This window comes from Arthrobacter oryzae, assembly GCF_037911235.1.
GTDB lineage: Bacteria > Actinomycetota > Actinomycetes > Actinomycetales > Micrococcaceae > Arthrobacter > Arthrobacter oryzae_E.
Genome location: NZ_JBBLYW010000071.1, coordinates 1 through 21,221, shown reverse-complemented (window position 1 = coordinate 21,221; position 21,221 = coordinate 1). Strand labels below are relative to the sequence as shown.

Sequence of the window (21,221 nt, the reverse complement as noted above, 5' to 3'; positions counted from 1 at the left end):
GTCATCTCACTGCCGGATTCCGGCCGGGGCAGCGAAGACTTCCAGGACGAAGTCCTTCTCCACGTAGAGCCCTTCCGTGGGCCAGCGGAGCTGCTGCCGGGCCATGGCGTGGACGGAGTCCCCGTCCAGTTCCCAACCGGATACCGGATGCCGCCAATGGCAGAGCAGCAGGGTCCCCCCGGGGTTCAGCGAGGCCTTAATCCGCGTGAACAGTCCGGCCAGCTCCTCCGGTGTCAGGTAGTACCCCGTCTCGGAGACCACCACGAGGTCGAAGCTGCCCTCGGGCCATTGCTGCGGAACGGCTAGGTGCAGGGTCCGCGCGGCAGCGTGGCCGGAGAGCCGCTCCGCAGCCTGGACCAGAGCGGTGCTGCTGGCGTCAATTGCCACGAATTCCTGGCAGCGGGCGGCGAGTTCCACGCTCAGCGTGCCGATGGAACAGCCGATTTCAAGGCCGGAGCCGTAGGCAGGTTCCGGAAGGATGGCCAGGGTCAGCGCCCGCTTGCGCCTTTCGTACCAGCTGGTGGTGTAGCTCCACGGGTCGGCATCCCCGCCGTGCACGGCATCGAAGATCCGCTCGGCGTCCTCCGCACTGTTGGTCCCGCCGGCAGGACCGTGCCACGCGAACGTTTCCCAGGGCCGGGAAAAATGCTCGATGAAGCTGCCGGCGAGAAGAGCCTCGTCGCCGGGCTGGTCGGACAGCGGCTGCGTCTGCGAGGAGTGGGCCAGGAGCGCCGCCGCTTTGGCCCGCAGCTCGTCCGGGGTCAGCTGCACGCGGACCCACGGCTGCCAGGCGGGATCCGCCGGCGAGGCCCACAACCAGTACCAGACAGGGTATTCCAGCAGCCCGTGGCCGCCCTGGGCCGCCACCTCGGCGGCCACGGCGCCCAGGACGTCGTGGTCGGTGTGACCGTCGGAGCGGTAGGGCGCCACGATAACCACCTGGTCCGCCGGGCGTCCGGCCGCTGCGATCGATTCCCTGACGGCGGCGGCGACGCGGTCCCGGTCGGCTGCAAGGTGGCCGTCCCGGAAGTGCAGGAACTGCCGGGCGGCTCCGGGGGCCAGCCCGGACACAGCCGCCCTGAACTCATTGAGCCGGACGGCGGCGAGCTGGTCCGGCGTCGTCGTCGGAGACTCCGGGTGCGAGGCCTCCCCCGCCGTGCACAGCAGCACTTCGATGGCCGCGCCGGCGGCGTTCAGCCGCGCAAGGAGTCCTCCCGCGCCCAGCGTCTCATCATCCGGATGGGCAGCCAGCACAATGAAGCTCATGGCCGCGAGCTCGTCAGGATTGAGGGGAAGTTCGGGGAGTACGGCCAGGCCGCTGGCCTCCCATTCGGACTCGGCGGTCCCGGTGTCCGCGTGTGAGAAAGTCACCATGAGCGGTCCCCTTTCAAGGTCAGTGCACCCAGCTGGGCGTCGTCCCGCATGGCGTGGTGCTGCCGGATGTACAACGACAGGTCCGCAATGCGTTTTCCGTAGGCCTCGTTGAAGGCAAGGGGGCCGGGGCCCAGGTTCTGGGCCACTACAGCCTGGATGCGTTCGGCGGCGGCAGCAACGGTTCCGCGGACGCGCAACGCCTCGCTCCACGCACCGGAGCCGGAGAGTTCGCCGGCGTCGATCCGTTCGGCCGTCCGTGCCAGGTAGCCGGCCACAGAGGTGACAATCCGGTCCGTTTCGCCCAGGTGGGCCAGCGCTATCTGGTCCGGCTCCCGCCCCTTGTCCGCGGCGGCGGCCAGCGCGGAGCTGAAGTCACGTGCCAGGGCAACGGCTCCGCCGAACCAGCAGGCCGCAACGCCCATTCCGCCCCAGGCGAAGCCCGGACGCTGGAAGTACCAGCCCGCTCCGCCCACCGGCACGGCGCTGACGCCGTCGAAGTGGACAGTGCCGCTGGGGATTTCGCGCAGGCCCCGGCTGGTCCACTGCGGCGTCTCGCAGGAAACACCGGGTGCGTGCAGGTCGACGGCAAAGGCTGCCCTGCCGCCGGGCTGCTCTTCGGAGCCGGCCTCATGGTCTCCGACTACCACGTGGGCGGTCAGCACGGCCCCGTCCAGCTGGGCCGCCAGCGAGCACCAGGGCTTGGAACCGTTCAGGATGTACTTCCCGGAGCCGTCCGCAGTGGCCTCCAGCCGCAGTCCCGGCCCTTCCGCGGCGAAAACTCCCCATGCTCCGTCCGCGGTTCCGTCACCAGGCCCAGCGCCGGCCAGTGAGCCGGAGTGGGAACCGGCCTGGGCCAGGATGGCGACGGCGTCAAGGTGCGGTTCGAGGATCCGGCCGGCGGCCACGTCCACGGACGTCACGGACGCCAGCAGTTCCCAGAGCCGGGCCGTATTACCCTCCCCCGGCCGGGGTGCTGTCCGTCCGATGTCCCGCGCCAGTGAAAGCAGCGCCGGCACATCTCCTGTGCCTTCTCGCACGGCGGCCAGCAGCGGAGCCAAGGCGACCGGGCCGTCTGGACTGTCCGGGCGGGGCCTGATCCGCACCGCCCGGGCCTCCGGCTGAGGCGAACTTCGGTTGGTTAAAGGCTGGTTGGAACCATGCCTGTCGGGATCCATTCTGCCTGCCGCTGCGTTCAGTTTTCTTCAGGCACCGTGACGGGGGCCGCCGCGGTCATGGTCTCGGCGTTGACCATCCAGGCGAGCTGCTCCAGCCGCGAGATCCCGGCGTGGAGCAGGTCCGCGCTGGTGGGGTCTTCCTCATCCACCTCGTCATGGACGTCACGCATGGTCTTTACGGTGCGCTCCAGACGGGCGGTGATCAGCTTGACGGCGTCCTTGGTGGAGGTGAGGCCTTCCGGGAACTGCTCCAGCCGGGTGTCGGCGGATATCGTGGCGCTCCTGCCGTCGGGGAGGGCATGCAGGGCGCGCATGCGTTCGGCCGTTTCATCCGCGAACAGCCGGACGCTGGTGACGATTTCATCGAGCTGAAGGTGGAGGTCGCGGAAGTTGGTTCCCACGATGTTCCAGTGCGCCTGCTTGCCCTGTACGTGAAGTTCGATCAGGTCCGTGAGGACCATCTGAAGATTGCTGGCAAGGGTCGGTGAAGCCTTCATTTCTTCCTCCACTGCAGGCGATACGGACGGGCTCGTCCGGCGTTAGCTTATTCTAAGCATACTTAGCATCTTGCCGGAGTGAAGTCACTTGACGAGCGCCAGCGCGAAGCCGTCCCAGCCCTTCGACCCCACGGTCTGCATGACCGTTCCGTCCAGCCGGGGATCCGCTCCCATCATTTCCAGAGCGGTGATGATTCCCGGCGCGTTGACCTCGTCCATGGACGGATCGAGCAGCGCACCCTCCCACACCACGTTGTCCATCACGATCACAGTGCCCGGCCGGCCCAGCCTGATGGCCCATTCCAAGTACTGCGGGTTGTTTTCCTTGTCCGCATCGATGAACACGAAATCGAACGGTCCGCGGCCGTCATCCTGCAGCCCCGGAAGGGTTTCCAGCGCGGCTCCCACCCGGATGTCCACCTTGTGCCCGAGGCCCGCGGCGTCCACGTTCCCGCGCGCCACGCGGGCATGCTCGGGGAGGTATTCGCACGTGACGAGGTCGCCGTCGTCGGGCAATCCCTGGGCCATCCAGATGGTGCTGAAGCCGGCCAGCGTCCCGATCTCCAGCACGCGCCGGGCGCCGGAAAGCTGCACCAGCAGCTTGAGGAGCTTCCCGGCATTCGGCGCCACCTCTATGGGCGGCATGCCGGCCTCAATGGCGGATGTGACCGCCCGCTTGAGCGGACTGCCGGGACGGACCACGACGTCGGTCAGGAACCTCTCCACGGAGACCCACTGGGGTTCGGGCCGGTGCTCAATCATGGGCCCAGTCTGGCAGCCGGCGATGCTCCGTGGGAAGGAGAGTGCCGCAGAAACGGGAAACGGAAATTAGCCGGCGTCGGCGATGGCGTTTTCCAGCCGCTCCACTTTGCCGGCCAGCTCGCCGGAATAGCCGGGGCGGATGTCCGCCTTGATCACCAGCGACACCCGGCTGCCAAATCGGCCCACAGCCTCGGTGGCCGCCTTCACCACGGCGAACACCTCGTCCCACTCACCCTCGATGGTGGTGAACATGGAATCCGTATGGTTGGGCAGCCCGGAATCCCGGACGATCTTGACGGCGGCAGCGACGGCGTCGTGGACCGAAGCGTCAGCAGGTGCGGCAGTGGAATTAGCGCCGGAATCACCGGCCGGGTGGGCCGGCTGGCCGGACGGTGCAACTGAGAATGCGAGCAACATGGACCCAGTCTCCCACAGCGGAATTCCTCGATGCATTCGTCACATACGGGTACATTCGCGGCTACCAATCAGTAACCCGGGCGCTCAGCCCCAGCGTTGCTAACCTTGAAAAATGAACCTCGCAGTCGAACGCAAGCCCCTCCGTGCGGATGCTGCGCGCAATGTGGACAAGATCATCACCGCCGCCCGCAAGTGCTTCCGTGAATATGGCCCGGACGTGCCGTTGCAGACCATCGCCGTCACCGCCGGCGTGGGACCCGCGACCCTCTTCCGGAACTTTGCGGACAAGGAACAGCTGGTCCTGGCCGCACTCAACCGCCAGCTCCGCCTGATGGTGGACCCTGTGATCGACGACGCCCTGGCCGGACCGGATGCCGCCGACGGGCTGTTCCGCGTGATCGATTCGCTGATGGGAGCGGCCAGCGAGGATGCCAACCTGCTCGGCGCCGTGGCCGGCCGCCGCGGCCTGCTGACCGGAATCACCGGCAGCCTCTTTGAGTCCGTGGCCGTCCTGCTGGGCCGCGGCCAGGCTCAAGGAACGCTGCGCACCGACATCTCCATGACCGACGTCATCCGCCTTCTGGCAATGCTGATCGGCGTTGTGGACACCATGGAAGCCGGATCCGACGCCTGGCGGCGCCCCGTGGCACTGGTGGAGGACGCCATCCGCACGGAGCGGCCCCGCCGGCCGCTGCCTCCCCAGTCGCCCCTGCCGGGCACGGCCTTCGATTCAATCATCCTGCCCTGATTCGTCCGCCGGCCGTTCCCTGTCGTCGGGCGGCCGGTCTTCGTGCAGCCGGCCGTCCCTAGCCGTGGAAATGGGCGGCTCCCGGCTTCGTATCGAACCTACGCAGCAGGTCCTCGGCCACGACCCGCAGCTTGACGTTGCGGTTACTGGAGACCCGGCTCAGGATCGCAAACGCTTCGGCCTGCGAGCAGCGGCTCTGGCCCATGACAATGCCCGAGGCGAGATTGATGCTGGTGCGGGACTTCAGGGCCTCAAGGAGGTCGTCATTGAGGTCCTTCGAGGCCGCGATGCGGCCGGCCAGCCGCATGGCTTTGCCGGCACGGGCAGCGAACGCCTCGCAAATCACGATTGCCTCGTCGTCGAAAGCCCCTGCCTCCGGCGCGAAGAATGAGACGGACGCGGCGGCTTCCGGATCCAACCGTAGCGGGAGGGACAGAGCGCTGAGCTGGCCGGTCTTCATCACGGCCCGGCTGTAGCGCGGCCAGCGCGTGTCCGTCCTGGCATCCGGTACGGAAACCGTAGTTCCTGACTCCAGTGCCGCCAGGGACGGGCTTTCGCCGGTGGCCCGCTGGACTTCCCCCAGTAGCATTGCCGCGGGTCCGCTCCCCGCGGAGGCCGCAGGCCGCCGGGCGCGCACCAGCGTGACGGCGCACAGCACGGGAAGCCCGGTTGCCTTCCCGATGAATCCGGCCGAGAACTGGCACAGCTCCTGAAGGAAGTCCTGCAGATCGGCACTTTCAAGGACCAGGTCCTGCAGCCGTTCCGCAAGGTACTGGCCCAGCCGGGTGCCCGTCACTTACGGCCCCCGATGCTCGTGGACCGCGACTGATACCTCGTCTCACCGGAAAAATCTGAAAACAGAAACAACGGAGCCTCCCCACAGGCCAACGGCTTGATCTCACATTTGTTGTGGCGCGCATTTGTTGTGGCGCGGCCAGGGCCGGGGTCACTCCGCCGGTTTGGTGCCGGCTTCCCCCTGGTCCGGGGCCTCCCCCTCGGAGGCACCGCCTTCAGTAGCGGTCCCTTCTGCGGGCGCCCCGCCCTCATGGTGCCCGCCCTCATGGTGCCCGCCCTCATGGTGCGCGCCCTCATCGGCAAGTTGCGTCTCCCGTTGGTGGGCCTTCATGTGTTCCTCGTGCAGGTGGTCCGCTTCCTGCAGATGCTGCTGGAGCTTCTCCTCGGCGTCCCTGCGGCGGCGGGACATCTCGCGCATTTCACGGGTGGATTCGGATCCCGGCGAGGGCAAGTAGGGCCTTGATTTGGCGTCCTTCTCGGTAGCAGGAACGGCTGACGCTTGTTCTTCGCTCATATTCGAATCCTGCCACACCACGGGCGGGGTCACTAGGGCCTGGTGGCCGTCGTCAACTCCAGCCAAGCAGCCGAAGCCCGGCGGCCGCGCCGGCCCCGGCGAGGACTACCACCAGGAAGGGCGCCCGGAGCCACAGGGCGATTCCCGCCGCAGCCAGGGCGCCCATTCTGGCGTCAAACGCGAGCGCCTGGCCCGACGCCACCGCGTTCACAATGGTGAGCGAGGCCAGCAGTCCGATGGTCATTGTGCCTGCGATCCGGGACATCCGCGGATTGCGCAGGAGGCTGGCAGGGACCAGATAGCCCAGCAATTTCCAGGCGTAGCCCAGGAGGCAGGCAAGCAATAGCCACATCCAAAGATTCATTGCCCACCACCCGAACGGGGGCGCCGGCCGGAGTGCCGGTGCTCGCCGTGAGTGTCGCCGTGAGTGCTCTCGTGCTGGTGGTGCTCGGCATACGGGTCCACATCCGGCTCCAGCCCCTCGTCGCTGCGGCCATGGCTGAACCAGCCGATTGCCGCCGCCACGAAAGCCGCTATCAGGATGGGAACCCCCGCGGGCACGAAGGGCACGGCCAGTACCGTGGCGAGGGCGCACACCACGGCGATGGCCACCGGCTCGCGGCCCTTGAGCCGCGGCCAGAGCAGGCCGAGGAAGGCCGCCACCGCGGCGCCGTCGAGCCCCCATTGTTTGGGGTCCCCCAGGGCGCTCCCTGCCAGTGCCCCCACGGCAGTGAACACGTTCCAGAGCACAAAGATGCCGATGCCCGCGGTCCAGAATCCCCGCCGCTGCTCGGCCGGGTCCGTCTGGCCGGTGCTGGTGGCCGTTGATTCGTCGATGGTGACGTGGGCGGCGGCGTACTTGCGCCACCCGCGCGGCTGCAGCAGCGCGTTGAGCTGCATGCCGTAGATGCCGTTGCGCATGCCCAGGAGAGTGGCCGCCCCCATGGCTGCCACCCCTGATCCGCCGCCCGCCACCACGCCGATGAACGCGAACTGGGAACCGCCGCTGAACAGCAGCAGGCTCAGAGCCATGGTCTGCCAGAAATCCAGCCCTGACGTGACGCCGAGTGCCCCGAAGGAAATCCCGTACAGCCCGGTGGCGATGCTGATGGACAGCCCCACCCGCACGGCCGGGGACTGCAGGAGCTTCATTGCCGGTGCCGGGCAGCCTGGCCCGGTTTCCGCAGGCTCCAGGCCCAGGCGATCAGCGGCAGCTGCAGTGGCAGCCGCGCAGTATGCATTTTCCGCTGCGCCGCAGTTCCGGCCGGGCCGTACGCGCGGCGGAGGGCGTCGGCGTGCCCGGCAAGGAACACCGTGAACATTGCGGTCACGCCCCATGCGGCGGCCGGGCGGGTGGCCGGGATCATGAGCCCGACGGCGGCACCCGCCTCCAGCAGGCCGCTGAGCGCCACCCATTCATCCCGGGTCATCACGGCCCACGCGCCGTTGGGGCGGTCACCGGAGTCGTCACGGCACAGGAAATCGGGAACTACCTGGTGGAAAAACGCAGGGTCGCGGAAGTGCTTCATGGCGCTGGTCAGCAGCAGTGCGCCCATGGCAGCCGCTGAGAGGGTCTGGGTGGCCCGGCCGGACCAGGTGAATGGCATGGATCCATGCAACCACAGCCGCAGACGCGCCCGGTAACCGCGGGCATCGCGCACGTTCAGGACCTTTCGCCCGGGTCAGGACCGGCAACCGGGCGTAGCTTTGTGATTATGAGCAGCGTGGTGGAAATGACCGGCGTCGTGAAGCGCTTCGGAAGCGTCACTGCCCTCGACGGCCTCGACTTCAGTGTGGCGGAGGGCGAGGTGCACGGCTTCCTGGGTCCCAACGGGTCCGGCAAGTCCACCACCTTGCGGCTGCTGCTGGGTATGCTGCGGGCCAATTCCGGGTCAATCCGCGTGCTGGGCCTGGATCCCTGGCACGACGTTGCCACCCTGCACCGCCGGCTGGCGTATGTTCCAGGGGACGTTGCCCTGTGGCCGAACCTGACCGGCGGGGAGGTGATCGACCTGCTGGGCCGGCTCCAAGGCGGACAGGACCGCGCCCGGCGGGACGCGCTGCTGCAGACATTCGACCTTGACCCCACGAAAAAGTCGCGCACGTACTCCAAGGGCAACCGGCAAAAGGTTGCCTTGGTGGCGGCACTGGCCACGGACGCCGAGCTCTTCCTCCTGGACGAGCCCACCAGCGGCCTGGACCCGTTGATGGAGGACGCCTTCCGCGGCTGCGTCCGTGAGTTGCGCGGGCAGGGCCGCACGGTCCTGCTGAGCAGCCACATCCTGAGCGAGGCCGAGGCCCTCTCGGACCGGGTCAGCATCATTCGCGCCGGCAGGGTGGTGGAGTCCGGGCCGCTTGAGCAGCTGCGGCACCTTACGCGGACGTCGGTCACGGCCGACGTCGCCCGCGTACCTCCTGGCCTGGACCTCCTTCCCGGTGCCCACGACATTGTGGTGACCGACCACCGTGTGACCGCCCAGGTGGACCCCGCGGGGCTGGGGCCGTTCCTGCAGGCCCTGACGGCTGCCGGGTTGCAGGCGCTGACCAGCCAGCCGCCCACCCTGGAGGATTTGTTCCTGCGCCACTACGGCCCGGCAGGATCGTTCGAAGCGGCCCGGCGATGACCGGCACCGCGCCCAGGACGGCAGCCCGGACGCAGGCCCGGACGCCATCCGGGGCCATGACCGGAACGCTGGCCGGAACCGGTGTCCTGGTCCGGCTCGGCCTGCGGCGGGACCGCTGGCTGCTGCCGCTCTGGATAGCGGGGTTCGCCCTGATTGCCTACTCGACGGCGGTGGCCGGCGCAGAGCTGTACCCGGATGCGGCCAGCCGGGTGGAGGCCTCTACCGCGCTGAATGCCACGGCATCCATGGTGGCGCTCTTTGGCCGGATCTACGATCCCGCCTCTCTCGGCGCCCTCTCCCTCATCAAATACACCGCCTTTATGACAGCCATCCTTGCGGTCCTCATGGTCATCCTCACCATCCGGCACACGCGGGGGGACGAAGAAAGCGGACGGCTGGAACTGCTTGGCGGGGGCCGGCTGGGACGCGACGCCCCGCTGGTGTCCGCGCTGGCAATCAGCTTTGCTACCAGCATCCTGACCGGGCTGTTCTCGGCGGCCGCCCTCGCCGTCGGCGGTTTGCCGGGGAACGGGTCACTTGCCTTCGGCCTGGGCTGGGCAGCCACTGGGATGGCATACAGCGCGGTGGCTGCCCTGGCGGCCCAGCTAACGGCCAGCGCCCGCGCCGCGACCGGGTTCAGCATCGGAGTCATCGCTGTGACCTACGGGCTGCGGGCGGTGGGCGACCTCGCCGAACCCGGCCCGTCGGTGTGGTCCTGGCTTTCGCCGATCGGGTGGAACCAGCAAATCCGGGCCTATGCCGGCGACCACTGGTGGGTGCTCTCGCTGCCCCTGGCGCTCTGCGCTGCGCTGGTTCCCGTCGCGTTCTTCCTGCGGTCGCGGCGCGACCTCGGCGCCGGCCTTCGCGATGAGCGGCCCGGCCCCGCCCGCGGCCACCTGTCGGGCGTGCTGGGCCTCGCCGTGCGGCTGCAGTACCGCGTCCTGGTGGCGTGGTGCGTGGCGTTCGTCCTTTTCGGAGTGGTGATCGGCTCGCTGGTGGGCAATGTGGCGGACTTCCTGAGTTCCCCCGGCGCCCAGGACCTGATGCGGGCGCTGGGCGGCCGGCAGGCCCTGACCGATGCGTTCCTAGCCGCCGAGATCAGCATCATGGGGGTCATCGCTGCCGCGTACGGCATCTCCGCGGCCAACCACCTCCGCAGTGAGGAGGCTGCCGGGCACACCGAGGCCCTGCTGGGCACTGCCACCACCCGCATCCGCTGGGCCAGCAGCCACTACGCCGTGGCACTGGCAGGCGTTGCGCTGCTGCAGCTGCTGACCGGCGTCTCGATCGGCATCGGGGCCGCGTCCGCCGTCAATGACGCGGAGCTGGTGGCCCGGTCCACCATGGCGGCGCTGGCCCAGATTCCGGCTGCCTGGGTGCTCACCAGTGCCGCGCTGGCGGTGTTCGGCTGGGTGCCCCGGATGGCCGGTGCCGTGTGGGTGCTCCTGCTGGGCTTCATCGCGCTGGGTGAATTCGGAGTGCTGTGGAACGCTCCGGAATGGCTGATGGACCTCTCGCCGTTCCGGCACACCCCGTTGCTTCCGGTGGACGCTGAAGCAGTTCCGGCGCTGGTGGCCCTCACGGCCGCCGCGGCACTGCTTGGCGCTCTGGGCTACGCCGGCTGGCGGCGCCGCGACCTGGCGGCGTGAGCTGCGCTGATCAGCGACAGTGCCTGACCGGACTGCTCAGCCGACGGGATGACTGCTTTCCGTGAGCCGGGCCAGCACCTGCGCCGGCCGGTTGGTGGTGATTTCGTGGATGCCCAGCTCCTGGCACAGCGCCACGTCCTGATCCGAATCAACAGTCCACACCCTGAATCTCCGGCCGGAATCCAGCCAGCGCTTCACGGTGCGGGCGTGCTCGCGGACGTAGTTAATGCCTGGTCCGGCCAGCCTCACTTCGCAGTCGTTCAGGATCCGTTCGCCTTCCACCTGGGCCGCCCGCATGACGTTCGCCACGGCCCCGCCCGTGATAATTCCCAGCCCCAGTTCCTCACGCACTTCGTCCACGTTGATGTCGTCCACCAGCTGGCAGACGAACTCGGCCGGAACAGTCTTCAGCAGGTGCTTCACAGCGTCCGGGCTGAAACTCATGAAGGAGACGGAGATGTTGTCCACCCTTGAAGTGCGGGGATCCCAGCCTTCAGCTTCCAGCACCTCCAGCACGCGGTCCTCCAGCTGCAGCAGGTAAGGGCTGGGATGCTTGAGTTCAATGGCGAGCCCGATCTCCCGGCCCGCCTCCCGGAGGATGTCCAGCAGCTCCGGCAGCGTCAGCAGCTGGTCGAACTTCCCGCCGTATTCGAGGGGGATGCGGGCGCCCTTCCACGAGGAAAAATCCAAGAGCCGCAGCTCCTCAAGGGTCCGGTCCGCCACAGGGCCGGTTCCGTCCGAGGTGCGGTCCAGGTTCGCGTCATGCAGCAGGACGACGTGCTGGTCGCGGCTGAGGTGGACGTCGCATTCCACACCGTCGGCCCCGTCCGCGAGGGCCTGGAGATAGGCGGCCCGCGTGTGCTCGGCGAAAGCGGCGCTGGCTCCGCGGTGGGCGTAGACCAGCGGCCGGGAAGAGACGGTCTCGTCGGTAGTCATGGAGACACGTTAGCGGACACCCGTGGCGGTTGCGGGGCTAGGCTGGGCACATGCAGGTGAACAGTGATCAAACCACCCGTCCCGCTGCAACCGGTCCGGCGAATGCCGGCAAGCCAGGCGGCGCACCCGAGTCCGGTGCCGCCGTCGTCGACCGGGACCTGGGCAGTGACGCCGAAAAAGCCGCCGCGCTGCGGAAAATGAAGCTCCTGGCGCTGGCCCTGCTGATTCTCATGGCGGTGATTTTCGTCTTTGCCTTCGCCCTGCAGAAGCAGTACCCATGGCTCGAATACGTGCGGGCGGCGGCGGAGGGCGGCATGGTGGGCGCCCTCGCGGACTGGTTCGCCGTGACGGCGCTGTTCAAGTACCCGATGGGGATTAAGATCCCGCACACGGCCATCATTCCGCGCCGCAAGGACCAGATCGGCGCCTCGCTGGGTGAGTTCGTGGAGACCAATTTCCTCTCTGAACAGGTGGTCCAGGAAAAGCTCGCCTCCGTGGACATCGCGCGGAAAGCAGGGGCGTGGCTGTCCGGTCCCGGCGGCGCCGAGCGCGTGGCCAAGGAGGGTGCCGCCGTCATCCGCGGCGCGTTCAAAGTATTGAACGACGACGACGTCCAGGCCGTGATCGAGTCGATGGTCCGCAAGCACCTGCTCACTCCGCCGTGGGGGCCTCCGGTGGGCCGGCTCGCCGAGCGGATCTTCGCCGACGGGCACCACCACACGCTGGTGGACCTGCTGGTGGACCGGACCGTGGACTGGGTCCGGGACAACCACGAGACTGTCAGCAGGCTGGTTTCGGACCGGTCCCCGCAGTGGGTCCCGCAGTTCGTGGACGGGCTCGTGGGAGACAAGGTGTACGTGGAAATCCTGAAGTTCACCAAGGCCGTTCAGTCCGATCCGGACCACCAGGTCCGGCAGTCCATCGACACCTACCTCACCTCGCTGGCGCAGGACCTGCAGCACGATCCCGTGATGATCGCCCGCGCCGAAGGCATCAAGGCACAGGTCCTGGGCGACCCCGAAGTCCGCGAACTGGCATCCCGCACCTGGGGCACCATCAAAGCGGCGCTGCTCAGCGCCGTCGACGATCCGCACAGCGAACTGACCGTGAAGTTCAAGGCCGCCGTGCACGACTTCGGCACCCGGCTCGTGGTTGACCCTGAGCTGGCCGGGAAGGTGAACGCGTGGATCGGAGATGCCGCGGGCTACCTGGTGAAGACATACCGCTCGGACATCGCCGGCGTGATCACGGATACGGTGGCGCGCTGGGATGCCGAGGAGACATCGCAGAAGATCGAGCTTCAGGTGGGCAAGGACCTGCAGTTCATCCGGATCAACGGCACGGTGGTGGGAGCCCTGGCCGGCCTGGCCATTTTCACGGTGGCACACCTGGCCTTCGGCTGACCCCCAAGCCCGAACGGACACTTGAGCACCCTTCCCCAAGCCCGAACGGGCACTTGAGCACCCTTCCGAAGGGCCGCAAGTGTCCGTTCGCGCTCAAGTGGGAGCGAAGCTACGCGGGCACGGCCTTTGCCTTGGTCCGTCCCTGCACTGCGAACACCGTGAAAGCCAGTGCCGCGAGCGCCGTGACCACCAGCAGGAGCAGCCCGATCGAGTAGCTGTGGGTGGCGGCGTCGTACGTTGCCCCCATCACGAGCGGCGGAAAGTAGCCGCCGAGGCCGCCCGCAGCGCTGACCACACCGCTGATGCTGCCCACTTTTCCCTGCGGTGCCAGCACACCCACCCAGGCGAACACCCCGCCCGTGCCCAGTCCGAGGGCCGCCGCCATGGCGACGAAGGTCAGGCCCGCCGGGACCTCGCCGTCGGGCTGCAGGTTCACCACCCACGCCAGGACGGCGACGGCGGACAGCGAAACGATCACCACCGGTTTGGGCCCCAGTTTGTCTGCCATCACGCCGCCCACCGGCCGTGCCAGCACCGCCGCGAGGGCGAACCCTGCGGTGCGGGCACCGGCGCCGCTGGGATCGAAGCTGTACACGTCCCGGAGGTAGGTGGGCAGGTAGGTGGCGAAGGAGACGAAACCGCCGAAGACGACGGCGTAGAGGAAGCACATCTTCCAGGTGACCGGCGTCTTGGCGGCGTCCAGGAGCTTGGGCAGCACCGGGGCATTGTTACGGGTCCAGCCCGGGGATTCCTTCATCAGGAACCAGACCAGGGCAGCCATCACGACTAGGACGCCAGCGATCAGCAGATGCGTGGGGAAGTACCCGATGGCGGCAACGAGCCGGGGGTTGAGGAAGGCGGCCAGCGCCGTTCCGCCCATGCCGGCGCCAAAGACGCCGGTGGCGAAGCCCCGCCGGGACGGCTCGTACCAGGCGCTGACAAAGGGGATTCCGACGGCGAAGACGGTTCCGGCAACGCCGAGCAGCAGGCCGGCGCCCAGCACCAGCGGGAAGGAGCGGAGGGTGCCGCCGACGGAGACGAGCAGGATCGGCAGGATGGCGGCGAGCAGCACGAAAGTGAACATCACCCGGCCCCCGTACTTGTCCGTCAGGGTGCCGACCACGATCCGCCCCAGCGAGCCGACGAACACCGGCATAGCGACCAGCACGCCGGTGGTGGCCGGGTTCAACTGCAGGTTCTGCGTGTAAAAGGCGCCTAGGGTTGCCACGGAGTTCCAGGCCCAGAACCCTGCCACGGACGCCGCTGTGGCCAGCACCAGGTTCAGGGTCCGGCCCGTGGAGGCGGACGTTGGGGACGGTGCTGTTCCAGCCACTGTTCACTCCTTCGGATTCAGCTAGCCACTTTCAGCGGTTACGGGTATCTCTGTCCTTGGTTCCCACGGGCGACCAGCCACGCCGGGCCGGAACGCCTGAGGTGGTGGACCCTGCCGGCCGGTCCGGTGCTTTCCCTCCCGCCGCCCGGCCGGCTGCTTTTCCTCCGGCCCGGTCCCGGTCACGCGAGCGGTAGACGATGTAGGGGCGGAAGAGGTAGTGCAACGGCGCCGTGAAGGCGTGGACCAGCCGGGTGAACGGCCAGATGACGAACAGTGCCATTCCCACCAGGGTGTGCAGGTGGAAGGAAAACGGCGCCCCGGCCATGGCCTCGATGTCCGGCTGGAAGATGAACAGCGACCGGAACCAGGGCGCCACGGTCTCGCGGTAGTTGTGGCCGTGCTCGCCCTCGAAAACGCTGGCCAGTGTAGTCCAGAGGCCGAACACGATGGCGGCAGTGAGCACCACGTACATGGTCTTGTCGTTCGTGGTGGTGGCCATGAACACAGGCCCGGTGGTGCGGCGGCGGTAAATGAGCAGGATGATCCCGCCGAGCGTCCCCACGCCCGCAATCCCGCCCACGAACAGGGCGTTGAAGTGGTAGAAGTCCTGGCTCATTCCAACTGCCTGCGTCCACGCCATCGGGATGACCAGGCCAAAGAAGTGGCCGGCGATCACGGCCAGAAGGCCGAAGTGGAACAGTGGCGAGGCAACCCGGAGAAGCTTCGATTCGTACAGCTGGGATGATCTGGTGGTCCAGCCGAACTGATCGTACTTGTAGCGCCACACCAGGCCGCCCACCAGCACCACCATCATGACGTACGGCAGGACGCCCCAGAGCACGATGTCCATGGTGGAAATTTCGACGGCGGATGCGGGCTCGGCTTCGGTTGCCGGCATGGTCAGGCCCCCTTCACGGGCAGGAGTCGCGGGTCGTACGGGTCCAGGCCCACCGATTCGACGGGAGGCCCGTAGCCGGCCATCCGCATCACGGCCTGCTCATCCGCCGGCGATTTGCCAGGCAGCGTGGCGCAGACGGCTTGGAGGATCCGGGCGTGCGGAAGCTCGTCCCGCAGCAGCCCGAACCGGAGCATCTCCAAGCTGGCCCGGAAACGGGTCAGCAGTTCGCGTCCCGCCGCCAGGTCCACCACGGCGGCGTATTCCAGGACCATCGGCAGGTAGTCCGGAAGTTCCCCGTGGGTGTCCACCAGGATGTCGCTTTGCCGGTAGGTCTTCTTGAAGTTGCCCAGCACTTCACCGCGGCGCCGGGTGTCCCCGTCGGTCCAGTAGCTCAGGTGGAGCGCGTGGCGCTTGCCGAGGTCGAATTCGCGCACGTAGTGTGCCTGCACTTCCATAGACGGCGTGGATTCCAGCAGATCCAGCACCCCGGCGAAGTCCGGCAACGCACCGGGGAACTCGCCCAACGCAGAACGCATGAGCGGCACCCTGCCGATCAGTTCCTCATCCGGGTAGGACAGGCACCAGGCCGCCGCCAGGTAGACCACCTGCTGGCGCCGGCTCAAGGCAGCTCTCCCGGCGTGCGCTGGTCAGGGAACAACCCTTTTTCCGGGAACAACCCCGGCGGGGCCCCGGTGCCGTCCCAGTTCAGCAGGTTCACGCGCCCCCGCAGGGTTGTTTCACCGGGAGCCTCGGCTGAGGTCTGCCGGTCCCGCAGGGCGTTGAAGGTTTCCACCGCCACGGGGACCGGGCGGCCGCTGGCCTCGCCGAAGTGGGCTGTATCCTGCATGCCCGGGCCGCCCTCGAAGTCCAGCGAGCAGCCCATCTCCTCGAGGTCATGGGCCTGTTCCACGTGGGCCTTGGGGATGACGTAGCGCTCGTCGTACTTCGCGATCGCCATCAGCCGGTACATCTCGTACATCGTCTGGCCGTCCATGCCCACCGCTTCCGGGATGGAGTCGTCGGGGTCGTTGCCCAGGCTGATGCCGCGCATGTAGGAGCGCATCGCCGCAAGCTTCTTCAAGACGGCGGTGACCCGCTCCGCGTCCCCGGCCGTGAACAGTTCCGCGAGGTATTCCACCGGGATGCGAAGCGCCTCAATGGCGCCGAAAAGGTTGCCCTGATCCTCGCCGTCGTGCCCCTGGTCCCGCAGCAGATCCACCACCGGTGAGAGCGGCGGCACGTACCAGACCATCGGCATGGTCCGGTATTCCGGGTGCAGCGGCAGGGCCACCTTGTAGACCTTCGCGAGGGCGTACACCGGCGAGCGCCGGGCGGCGTCTATCCAGTCCTCCGGGATGCCCTGGGCGCGGGCGTCGGCCTGGACGGCGGGGTCGTTCGGGTCCAGCAGCACGTCCATCTGGGCGTCGTAGAGTTCCTTCGGGTCGGTGACGGCCGCCGCCGCGGTGACGGCGTCGGCGTCGTACAGGAACAGCCCCAGGTACCGCAGCCGGCCCACGCAGGTCTCCGAGCAGACCGTCGGCAGCCCCACCTCCACCCGCGGGTAGCAGAAGGTGCACTTCTCGGCCTTCCCGGTCTTGTGGTTGAAGTAGATCTTCTTGTACGGGCAGCCGGTGACGCACTGCCGCCAGCCCCGGCACTTGTCCTGGTCCACCAGCACAATGCCGTCCTCCACCCGCTTGTAGATGGCGCCGGACGGGCAGGACGCCATGCAGGACGGGTTCAGGCAGTGCTCGCAGATCCGCGGCAGGTAGAACATGAAGGTCTGCTCGTAGGCGAACTTGATCTTGTCCTCTGATTCGCGCCGCACTTTTTCCACGATCGGGTCAAGGTGCCCGTTCTCTGTGGAGCCGCCCAGGTCGTCGTCCCAGTTCGCGGACCACGTGATTTTCGTGTCCTTGCCGGTGATCAGGGACTTGGGCCGGGCCACCGGGAAGTCGTCGCCCAGCGGCGCATCCACGAGGGTCTTGTAGTCGTAGGTCCACGGCTCGTAGTAGTCCTTGAGCTCGGGCTGGACGGGGCTGGCGAAGATCCCCAGCAGCTTCTTCACGCGTCCGCCGGCCTTGAGCACCAGCTTGCCGCGCTTGTTCAGCACCCAGCCGCCGTGCCACCGCTCCTGGTCCTCGTAGCGGCGCGGATACCCCTGCCCGGGACGGGTTTCCACGTTGTTGAACCAGACGTATTCGGTGCCAGCACGGTTGGTCCAGGCCTGCTTGCAGGTCACGGAACATGTGTGGCAGCCGATGCATTTGTCCAGGTTCATGACCATGCCCATTTGAGCCATTACTCGCATCAGTACTGCACCTCCTGGGAACGACGGCGGACGGTGGCAACCATGTCGCGCTGGTTTCCGGTGGGGCCGAGGTAGTTGAACGCGTAGGCCAGCTGGGCGTAGCCGCCGATCAGGTGCGAGGGCTTGACCAGCAGCCGGGTGACCGAGTTGTGGATGCCGCCGCGCCTGCCGGTGGCCTCGGACTTGGGCACGTCGATGGTGCGCTCCTGGGCGTGGTGGACGTAGACCACGCCGGCCGGCATCCGGTGGCTGACGATGGCCCGGGCCACCAGGACGCCGTTGATGTTCAGGCACTCCACCCAGTCGTTGTCCTTGACCTGGATGGCCTCGGCGTCGGCGGGGCTCATCCATACCGTGGGACCGCCGCGGGACAGCGAGAGCATCAGCAGGTTGTCCTGGTATTCGGAGTGGATGGACCATTTGGAGTGCGGGGTGAGGTAGCGGACCACCACCTCCATGGACCCGTCGCGGCCGAGTTTGGGTTCACCGAAGAGCCGGTGCATGTCCAGCGGCGGCCGGTAGATCGGAAGGGCCTCGCCGATGTCGATCATCCAGTCATGGTCGAGGAAGAAGTGCATCCGCCCGGTCAAGGTGTGGAAGGGCTTGAGCCGTTCGATGTTGATGGTGAACGGGGCGTAGCGCCGGCCGCCGGTTTCGGAGCCCGACCATTCCGGCGAGGTGATCACCGGGACCGGGCCGGCCTGGGTCTGGGCGAAGGTGATGAACTTTTCCTCGGAGCCCTCAGACAGGTCCGCGAGTTTCCGGCCGGTGCGGACTTCCAGGTCCTTGAAACCCTGCACGGACAGCGCACCGTTGGTGGTGCCGGAGAAGGCCAGGATGGCCTCGGCCATTTTCGCGTCGGTGTCGATCGCCGGCCGGCCGTCCGCGGCGCCGCCCAGCATCACGCCGTTGGACCGGCTGAGCCGGTCCAAGGCTCCGGCAAGTTTGTAGGTCACGTTCTTGACCGTGAAACCCAGTTTGTCGGCAAGGGGTCCGACGGCGGCCAGTTTGTCCGCGATCGCCGTATAGTCCCGCTCCACCACGGAAAAGACGGGCATGTTCTGGCCGGGTACTGCGGGGATGGACGCGTCCCGCCAGTCCCGGACGATCCCGCCGGGCTGGGCAAGCTGGCCCGGGGTGTCGTGCTGCAGCGGCACACTGACCAGGTCCCGCCTCACCCCTAGGTGGGCCTTGGCCTGCCGGGAGAACTCGCGGGCCAGCAGGTGGAAGGTGTCGAAATCGGTCTTGGTCTCCCACGGCGGGTCGATCGCCGGGCTGAACGCATGCACAAAGGGGTGCATGTCCGTGGAGGACAGGTCATGCTTCTCGTACCAGGTGGCAGCCGGGAACACGACGTCGGACAGCAGCGTGGTGGAGGTCATCCGGAAGTCCGCGGAGACCAGCAGGTCCAGCTTCCCCTCCGGCGCCTGCTCATGCCATTTCACGTCCCTGGGCTTGAGCCCTTCGGCGTGGTCCTTGCCCAGCACGTTGTTGTGGGTGCCCAGCAGGTTCCGCAGGAAGTACTCGTTGCCCTTGGCCGAGGAGCCGAAGAGGTTGGAGCGCCACAGCACGAGGGTCCGCGGCCAGTTCTCCGGGGCGTCCACGTCCTCGATCGCCGGGTTCAGGGTGCGGTTCTTGAGCGCGTCCGCGATGTAGCCGGGAGTGTCCGGGGCGGTTCCGGCGGCGACGGCGGCCTCCGCCTCGTCCGCGAGGTCCAGCGGGTTGCGGTCGAACTGCGGGTAGAACGGCATCCAGCCGAGCCGTGCGGACTGGGCCAGGGCGTCTGCGGTGTGCATGCCGTCCAGGGCTCCCGTGGAAAGCGGGGATTTCAGCGCGTCTGCGGAGTACCCGTCCTGCCGCCACTGGTCCGTGTGCATGTACCAGTAGCCGGTGCCGATCATGGTCCGCGGCGGCCGGGACCAGTCCAGCGCGTTGGCCAGCGACAGCCAGCCGGTGACGGGGCGGGTTTTTTCCTGCCCCACGTAGTGCGCCCAGCCGCCGCCGTTGCGGCCCATGCAGCCGGTCAGCATCACGAGCGCCAGGACGGCCCGGTAGGTGGTGTCGCCGTGGAACCACTGGCAGATCCCGGCGCCCATGATGATCATGGACCGGCCCTTGGACTGCTCGGCATTCCGGGCGAACTCCCGTGCCACCCGGATGCAGGCCTGCGCCGGAACTGACGTGATCTCCTCCTGCCAGGCCGGGGTGTAGGGCGTCGCCGCGTCGTCGTAGCCGGCGGCCCACTCCCCCGGAAGTCCTTCCCTGCCCACGCCGTACTGCGCCAGCATGAGGTCGAACACCGTGGTGACCAGGTGGCCATCCACCTCGATGACGGGCACGCCGCGCCGCAGCACGCTGCCCTCGCCGCCGGCGTCCTCGAAGCACGGCAGCAGGATTTCGGCGCTCTCAGCGGAGACCTCCCGGAGCGACAGGGCCGGGTCAATCCCCTCGAGATCGAGGTTCCATTTGCCCTCGCCGCTGCCGGAATAACGGAAACCCATGGAGCCGTTGGGGACGGCCGTCCGGCCGGTCTTTTTATCGAACAGCACGGTGCGGAACGCTGCGTCCTCGGCCCCGGACTCCGCCGGGAGGTCCTGGGCGGTGAGGAATTTCGACGGCGTCAGCCCGCCGTCGTCGTTCTTCACGAGCCGTACGAGGAACGGCAGGTCCGTGTACTGCCGGACGTAGTCGGAGAAGAAAGGCACGTCACGGTCGACGAAGAATTCCTTGAGCATGACGTGGCCCATGGCCATGGCGAGCGCGGCGTCCGTTCCGGCCTGGGCGGGGAGCCATTCGTCGGCGAACTTGGTGTTGTCCGCGTAGTCCGGGCTGACCGTGACCACCTTGGTGCCGCGGTACCGCACCTCGGCCATCCAGTGCGCGTCCGGCGTCCGGGTGACCGGGACGTTGGAACCCCACATCATGAGGTAGCGCGCGTCCCACCAGTCGCCGGATTCCGGCACGTCCGTCTGGTCACCGAAGACCTGGGGGCTGGCCACGGGCAGGTCCGCATACCAGTCGTAGAAGGACGTCATCACCCCGCCGATCAGCTGGATGAAGCGGGTCCCCACGGCATGCGACACCATGGACATCGCGGGGATGGGCGAGAAGCCGGCGCAGCGGTCCGGGCCGTAGGTTTTGATTGTGTTCACGTGGGCGGCCGCTGCGATCTCGACTGCCTCCTGCCAGGAGACGCGCACCAGGCCGCCCTTGCCGCGGGCCTGCTGGTAGCGGCGGCGGCGCTCCGGGTCAGCCGCTATTTCTGCAAAAGCGAGCACCGGATCGCCGAGGCGGGCCTTCGCTTCGCGGTACATTTCGACGAGGACGCCCCGGGCGTACGGGAAGCGGACGCGGGTGGGCGAGTAGGTGTACCAGGAGAAGGCCGCCCCGCGCGGGCAGCCCCTGGGTTCGTATTCCGGACTGTCCGGGCCCACCGAGGGGTAGTCGGTCTGCTGGGATTCCCAGGTGATGATGCCGTCCTTGACGTACACCTTCCAGGAGCAGGAGCCGGTGCAGTTCACCCCGTGCGTGGAGCGGACCACCTTGTCGTGGCTCCAGCGGTCGCGGTAGAAGATGTCGCCCTTGCGGCCACCCTCCCGGAACACCGCCCTGCCGTCGTCGGTCTGGTCCCATTTGGTGAAGAAACGGCCCAGCTTCAACATTGCATCTGATGCGGGTCCATCTAACCCCGCATGGGGTCCGGCAGCCATGCCCTCAAGCTAGGTTGTCGCGTGAAGCCCCGGATAGGGCCGAACGGCACTGGCTCCGCGCGGCAACAGCGCGAA

The 21,221-nt window shown here is 67.7% G+C and carries 20 protein-coding genes; 4 read left to right on the top strand and 16 right to left on the bottom strand.

Translation table 11 applies throughout. From position 1 onward, the window contains the following. Positions 1-6: 6 nt before the first annotated feature. The 5 genes from WMN78_RS20145 to WMN78_RS20125 form a co-directional block, all read right to left on the bottom strand. Positions 7-1,374 (bottom strand): bifunctional PIG-L family deacetylase/class I SAM-dependent methyltransferase, encoded by a 1,368-nt coding sequence (locus WMN78_RS20145; protein WP_340535532.1) that lies wholly within the window; start codon positions 1,372-1,374, stop codon positions 7-9. Continuing rightward, the gene (locus WMN78_RS20140) at positions 1,368-2,549 is read right to left on the bottom strand and encodes an acyl-CoA dehydrogenase family protein (protein ID WP_425341184.1); all 1,182 of its coding nucleotides are present in this window, start codon (positions 2,547-2,549) and stop codon (positions 1,368-1,370) included. Before WMN78_RS20140 ends, WMN78_RS20145 begins: the two co-directional genes overlap by 7 nt. Before the next feature lie 17 nt (positions 2,550-2,566). Beyond that, entirely contained in the window at positions 2,567-3,046 is a 480-nt protein-coding gene (locus WMN78_RS20135) for a DNA starvation/stationary phase protection protein (RefSeq protein ID WP_340535531.1), read from the bottom strand. Between the two features lie 84 nt (positions 3,047-3,130). Further along, the gene (locus tag WMN78_RS20130) at positions 3,131-3,808 is read right to left on the bottom strand and encodes an O-methyltransferase (RefSeq protein ID WP_340535530.1); all 678 of its coding nucleotides are present in this window, start codon (positions 3,806-3,808) and stop codon (positions 3,131-3,133) included. Positions 3,809-3,874: 66 nt separating this feature from the next. Then, a complete protein-coding gene (locus WMN78_RS20125) occupies positions 3,875-4,225 on the bottom strand; it encodes a thiamine-binding protein (protein WP_340535529.1) in 351 nt (116 codons plus the stop codon). 112 nt (positions 4,226-4,337) lie between these two features. On the opposite strand from WMN78_RS20125, the gene WMN78_RS20120 reads away from it, so the two are divergent. Next, a complete protein-coding gene (locus WMN78_RS20120; RefSeq protein ID WP_340535528.1) occupies positions 4,338-4,973 on the top strand; it encodes a helix-turn-helix domain-containing protein in 636 nt (211 codons plus the stop codon). Between the two features lie 58 nt (positions 4,974-5,031). On the opposite strand, the gene WMN78_RS20115 is transcribed toward WMN78_RS20120, so the two are convergent. From WMN78_RS20115 to WMN78_RS20095, 5 genes are all read right to left on the bottom strand, one after another. Then, positions 5,032-5,769, bottom strand: a complete 738-nt coding sequence (locus WMN78_RS20115) for a GAF and ANTAR domain-containing protein (protein WP_340535527.1) — start codon at positions 5,767-5,769, stop codon at positions 5,032-5,034. A gap of 150 nt (positions 5,770-5,919) precedes the next feature. Then, positions 5,920-6,282: a hypothetical protein gene (locus WMN78_RS20110; protein ID WP_340535526.1), complete on the bottom strand. Its 363-nt coding sequence runs from the start codon at positions 6,280-6,282 to the stop codon at positions 5,920-5,922. 52 nt (positions 6,283-6,334) lie between these two features. Continuing rightward, complete coding sequence (locus WMN78_RS20105) at positions 6,335-6,646, bottom strand: AzlD domain-containing protein (RefSeq protein WP_104173786.1); 312 nt, start codon at positions 6,644-6,646, stop codon at positions 6,335-6,337. Next, positions 6,643-7,434 (bottom strand): AzlC family ABC transporter permease, encoded by a 792-nt coding sequence (locus WMN78_RS20100; RefSeq protein ID WP_340535525.1) that lies wholly within the window; start codon positions 7,432-7,434, stop codon positions 6,643-6,645. The genes WMN78_RS20105 and WMN78_RS20100 overlap by 4 nt, the downstream gene beginning before the upstream one ends. Continuing rightward, positions 7,431-7,889 carry a hypothetical protein gene (locus WMN78_RS20095; RefSeq protein WP_340535524.1) on the bottom strand — a complete coding sequence of 153 codons (459 nt, stop codon included), beginning with the start codon at positions 7,887-7,889 and terminating at the stop codon, positions 7,431-7,433. The genes WMN78_RS20100 and WMN78_RS20095 overlap by 4 nt, the downstream gene beginning before the upstream one ends. 108 nt (positions 7,890-7,997) lie before the next feature. On the opposite strand from WMN78_RS20095, the gene WMN78_RS20090 reads away from it, so the two are divergent. Together WMN78_RS20090 and WMN78_RS20085 are read left to right on the top strand one after the other, a co-directional pair. Continuing rightward, the gene (locus tag WMN78_RS20090; RefSeq protein WP_340535523.1) at positions 7,998-8,906 is read left to right on the top strand and encodes an ABC transporter ATP-binding protein; all 909 of its coding nucleotides are present in this window, start codon (positions 7,998-8,000) and stop codon (positions 8,904-8,906) included. After that, positions 8,903-10,555, top strand: a complete 1,653-nt coding sequence (locus WMN78_RS20085; RefSeq protein ID WP_340535522.1) for an ABC transporter permease — start codon at positions 8,903-8,905, stop codon at positions 10,553-10,555. The genes WMN78_RS20090 and WMN78_RS20085 overlap by 4 nt, the downstream gene beginning before the upstream one ends. A gap of 36 nt (positions 10,556-10,591) precedes the next feature. On the opposite strand, the gene WMN78_RS20080 is transcribed toward WMN78_RS20085, so the two are convergent. Continuing rightward, positions 10,592-11,491, bottom strand: coding sequence for a glycerophosphodiester phosphodiesterase (locus WMN78_RS20080; protein ID WP_340535521.1), 900 nt, complete (start codon positions 11,489-11,491; stop codon positions 10,592-10,594). 50 nt (positions 11,492-11,541) lie between these two features. On the opposite strand from WMN78_RS20080, the gene WMN78_RS20075 reads away from it, so the two are divergent. After that, complete coding sequence (locus WMN78_RS20075) at positions 11,542-12,894, top strand: DUF445 domain-containing protein (protein ID WP_340535520.1); 1,353 nt, start codon at positions 11,542-11,544, stop codon at positions 12,892-12,894. A gap of 109 nt (positions 12,895-13,003) precedes the next feature. On the opposite strand, the gene WMN78_RS20070 is transcribed toward WMN78_RS20075, so the two are convergent. Genes WMN78_RS20070 through WMN78_RS20050 form a run of 5 tightly spaced genes read right to left on the bottom strand, consistent with a single transcriptional unit; the run spans position 13,004 to position 21,146 of the window. Next, on the bottom strand, positions 13,004-14,227 hold the full coding sequence (locus WMN78_RS20070; protein WP_340535519.1) for an MFS transporter: 1,224 nt from the start codon (positions 14,225-14,227) through the stop codon (positions 13,004-13,006). 31 nt (positions 14,228-14,258) lie between these two features. Continuing rightward, positions 14,259-15,125 carry a respiratory nitrate reductase subunit gamma gene (narI, locus tag WMN78_RS20065; RefSeq protein ID WP_340535518.1) on the bottom strand — a complete coding sequence of 289 codons (867 nt, stop codon included), beginning with the start codon at positions 15,123-15,125 and terminating at the stop codon, positions 14,259-14,261. Between the two features lie 2 nt (positions 15,126-15,127). Further along, positions 15,128-15,748, bottom strand: coding sequence for a nitrate reductase molybdenum cofactor assembly chaperone (narJ, locus tag WMN78_RS20060; RefSeq protein ID WP_340535517.1), 621 nt, complete (start codon positions 15,746-15,748; stop codon positions 15,128-15,130). Then, complete coding sequence (gene narH / locus WMN78_RS20055) at positions 15,745-17,436, bottom strand: nitrate reductase subunit beta (protein ID WP_340535516.1); 1,692 nt, start codon at positions 17,434-17,436, stop codon at positions 15,745-15,747. The genes narJ and narH overlap by 4 nt, the downstream gene beginning before the upstream one ends. Further along, entirely contained in the window at positions 17,436-21,146 is a 3,711-nt protein-coding gene (locus tag WMN78_RS20050; RefSeq protein WP_340535515.1) for a nitrate reductase subunit alpha, read from the bottom strand. Before WMN78_RS20050 ends, narH begins: the two co-directional genes overlap by 1 nt. Positions 21,147-21,221 lie beyond the last annotated feature (75 nt).

Coding starts and splice junctions, on each gene's coding strand:
- WMN78_RS20090 (WP_340535523.1), top strand. CDS start 7,998: ATGAGCAGCGTGGTGGAAATGACCGGCGTCGTGAAGCGCTTCGGAAGC.
- WMN78_RS20140 (WP_425341184.1), bottom strand. CDS start 2,549: ATGGATCCCGACAGGCATGGTTCCAACCAGCCTTTAACCAACCGAAGT.
- WMN78_RS20100 (WP_340535525.1), bottom strand. CDS start 7,434: ATGAAGCTCCTGCAGTCCCCGGCCGTGCGGGTGGGGCTGTCCATCAGC.
- WMN78_RS20075 (WP_340535520.1), top strand. CDS start 11,542: ATGCAGGTGAACAGTGATCAAACCACCCGTCCCGCTGCAACCGGTCCG.
- narH (WP_340535516.1), bottom strand. CDS start 17,436: ATGCGAGTAATGGCTCAAATGGGCATGGTCATGAACCTGGACAAATGC.
- WMN78_RS20085 (WP_340535522.1), top strand. CDS start 8,903: ATGACCGGCACCGCGCCCAGGACGGCAGCCCGGACGCAGGCCCGGACG.
- WMN78_RS20125 (WP_340535529.1), bottom strand. CDS start 4,225: ATGTTGCTCGCATTCTCAGTTGCACCGTCCGGCCAGCCGGCCCACCCG.
- WMN78_RS20080 (WP_340535521.1), bottom strand. CDS start 11,491: ATGACTACCGACGAGACCGTCTCTTCCCGGCCGCTGGTCTACGCCCAC.
- WMN78_RS20105 (WP_104173786.1), bottom strand. CDS start 6,646: ATGAATCTTTGGATGTGGCTATTGCTTGCCTGCCTCCTGGGCTACGCC.
- WMN78_RS20135 (WP_340535531.1), bottom strand. CDS start 3,046: ATGAAGGCTTCACCGACCCTTGCCAGCAATCTTCAGATGGTCCTCACG.
- WMN78_RS20145 (WP_340535532.1), bottom strand. CDS start 1,374: ATGGTGACTTTCTCACACGCGGACACCGGGACCGCCGAGTCCGAATGG.
- WMN78_RS20130 (WP_340535530.1), bottom strand. CDS start 3,808: ATGATTGAGCACCGGCCCGAACCCCAGTGGGTCTCCGTGGAGAGGTTC.
- WMN78_RS20120 (WP_340535528.1), top strand. CDS start 4,338: ATGAACCTCGCAGTCGAACGCAAGCCCCTCCGTGCGGATGCTGCGCGC.
- WMN78_RS20110 (WP_340535526.1), bottom strand. CDS start 6,282: ATGAGCGAAGAACAAGCGTCAGCCGTTCCTGCTACCGAGAAGGACGCC.
- WMN78_RS20095 (WP_340535524.1), bottom strand. CDS start 7,889: ATGCCATTCACCTGGTCCGGCCGGGCCACCCAGACCCTCTCAGCGGCT.
- narI (WP_340535518.1), bottom strand. CDS start 15,125: ATGCCGGCAACCGAAGCCGAGCCCGCATCCGCCGTCGAAATTTCCACC.
- WMN78_RS20050 (WP_340535515.1), bottom strand. CDS start 21,146: ATGGCTGCCGGACCCCATGCGGGGTTAGATGGACCCGCATCAGATGCA.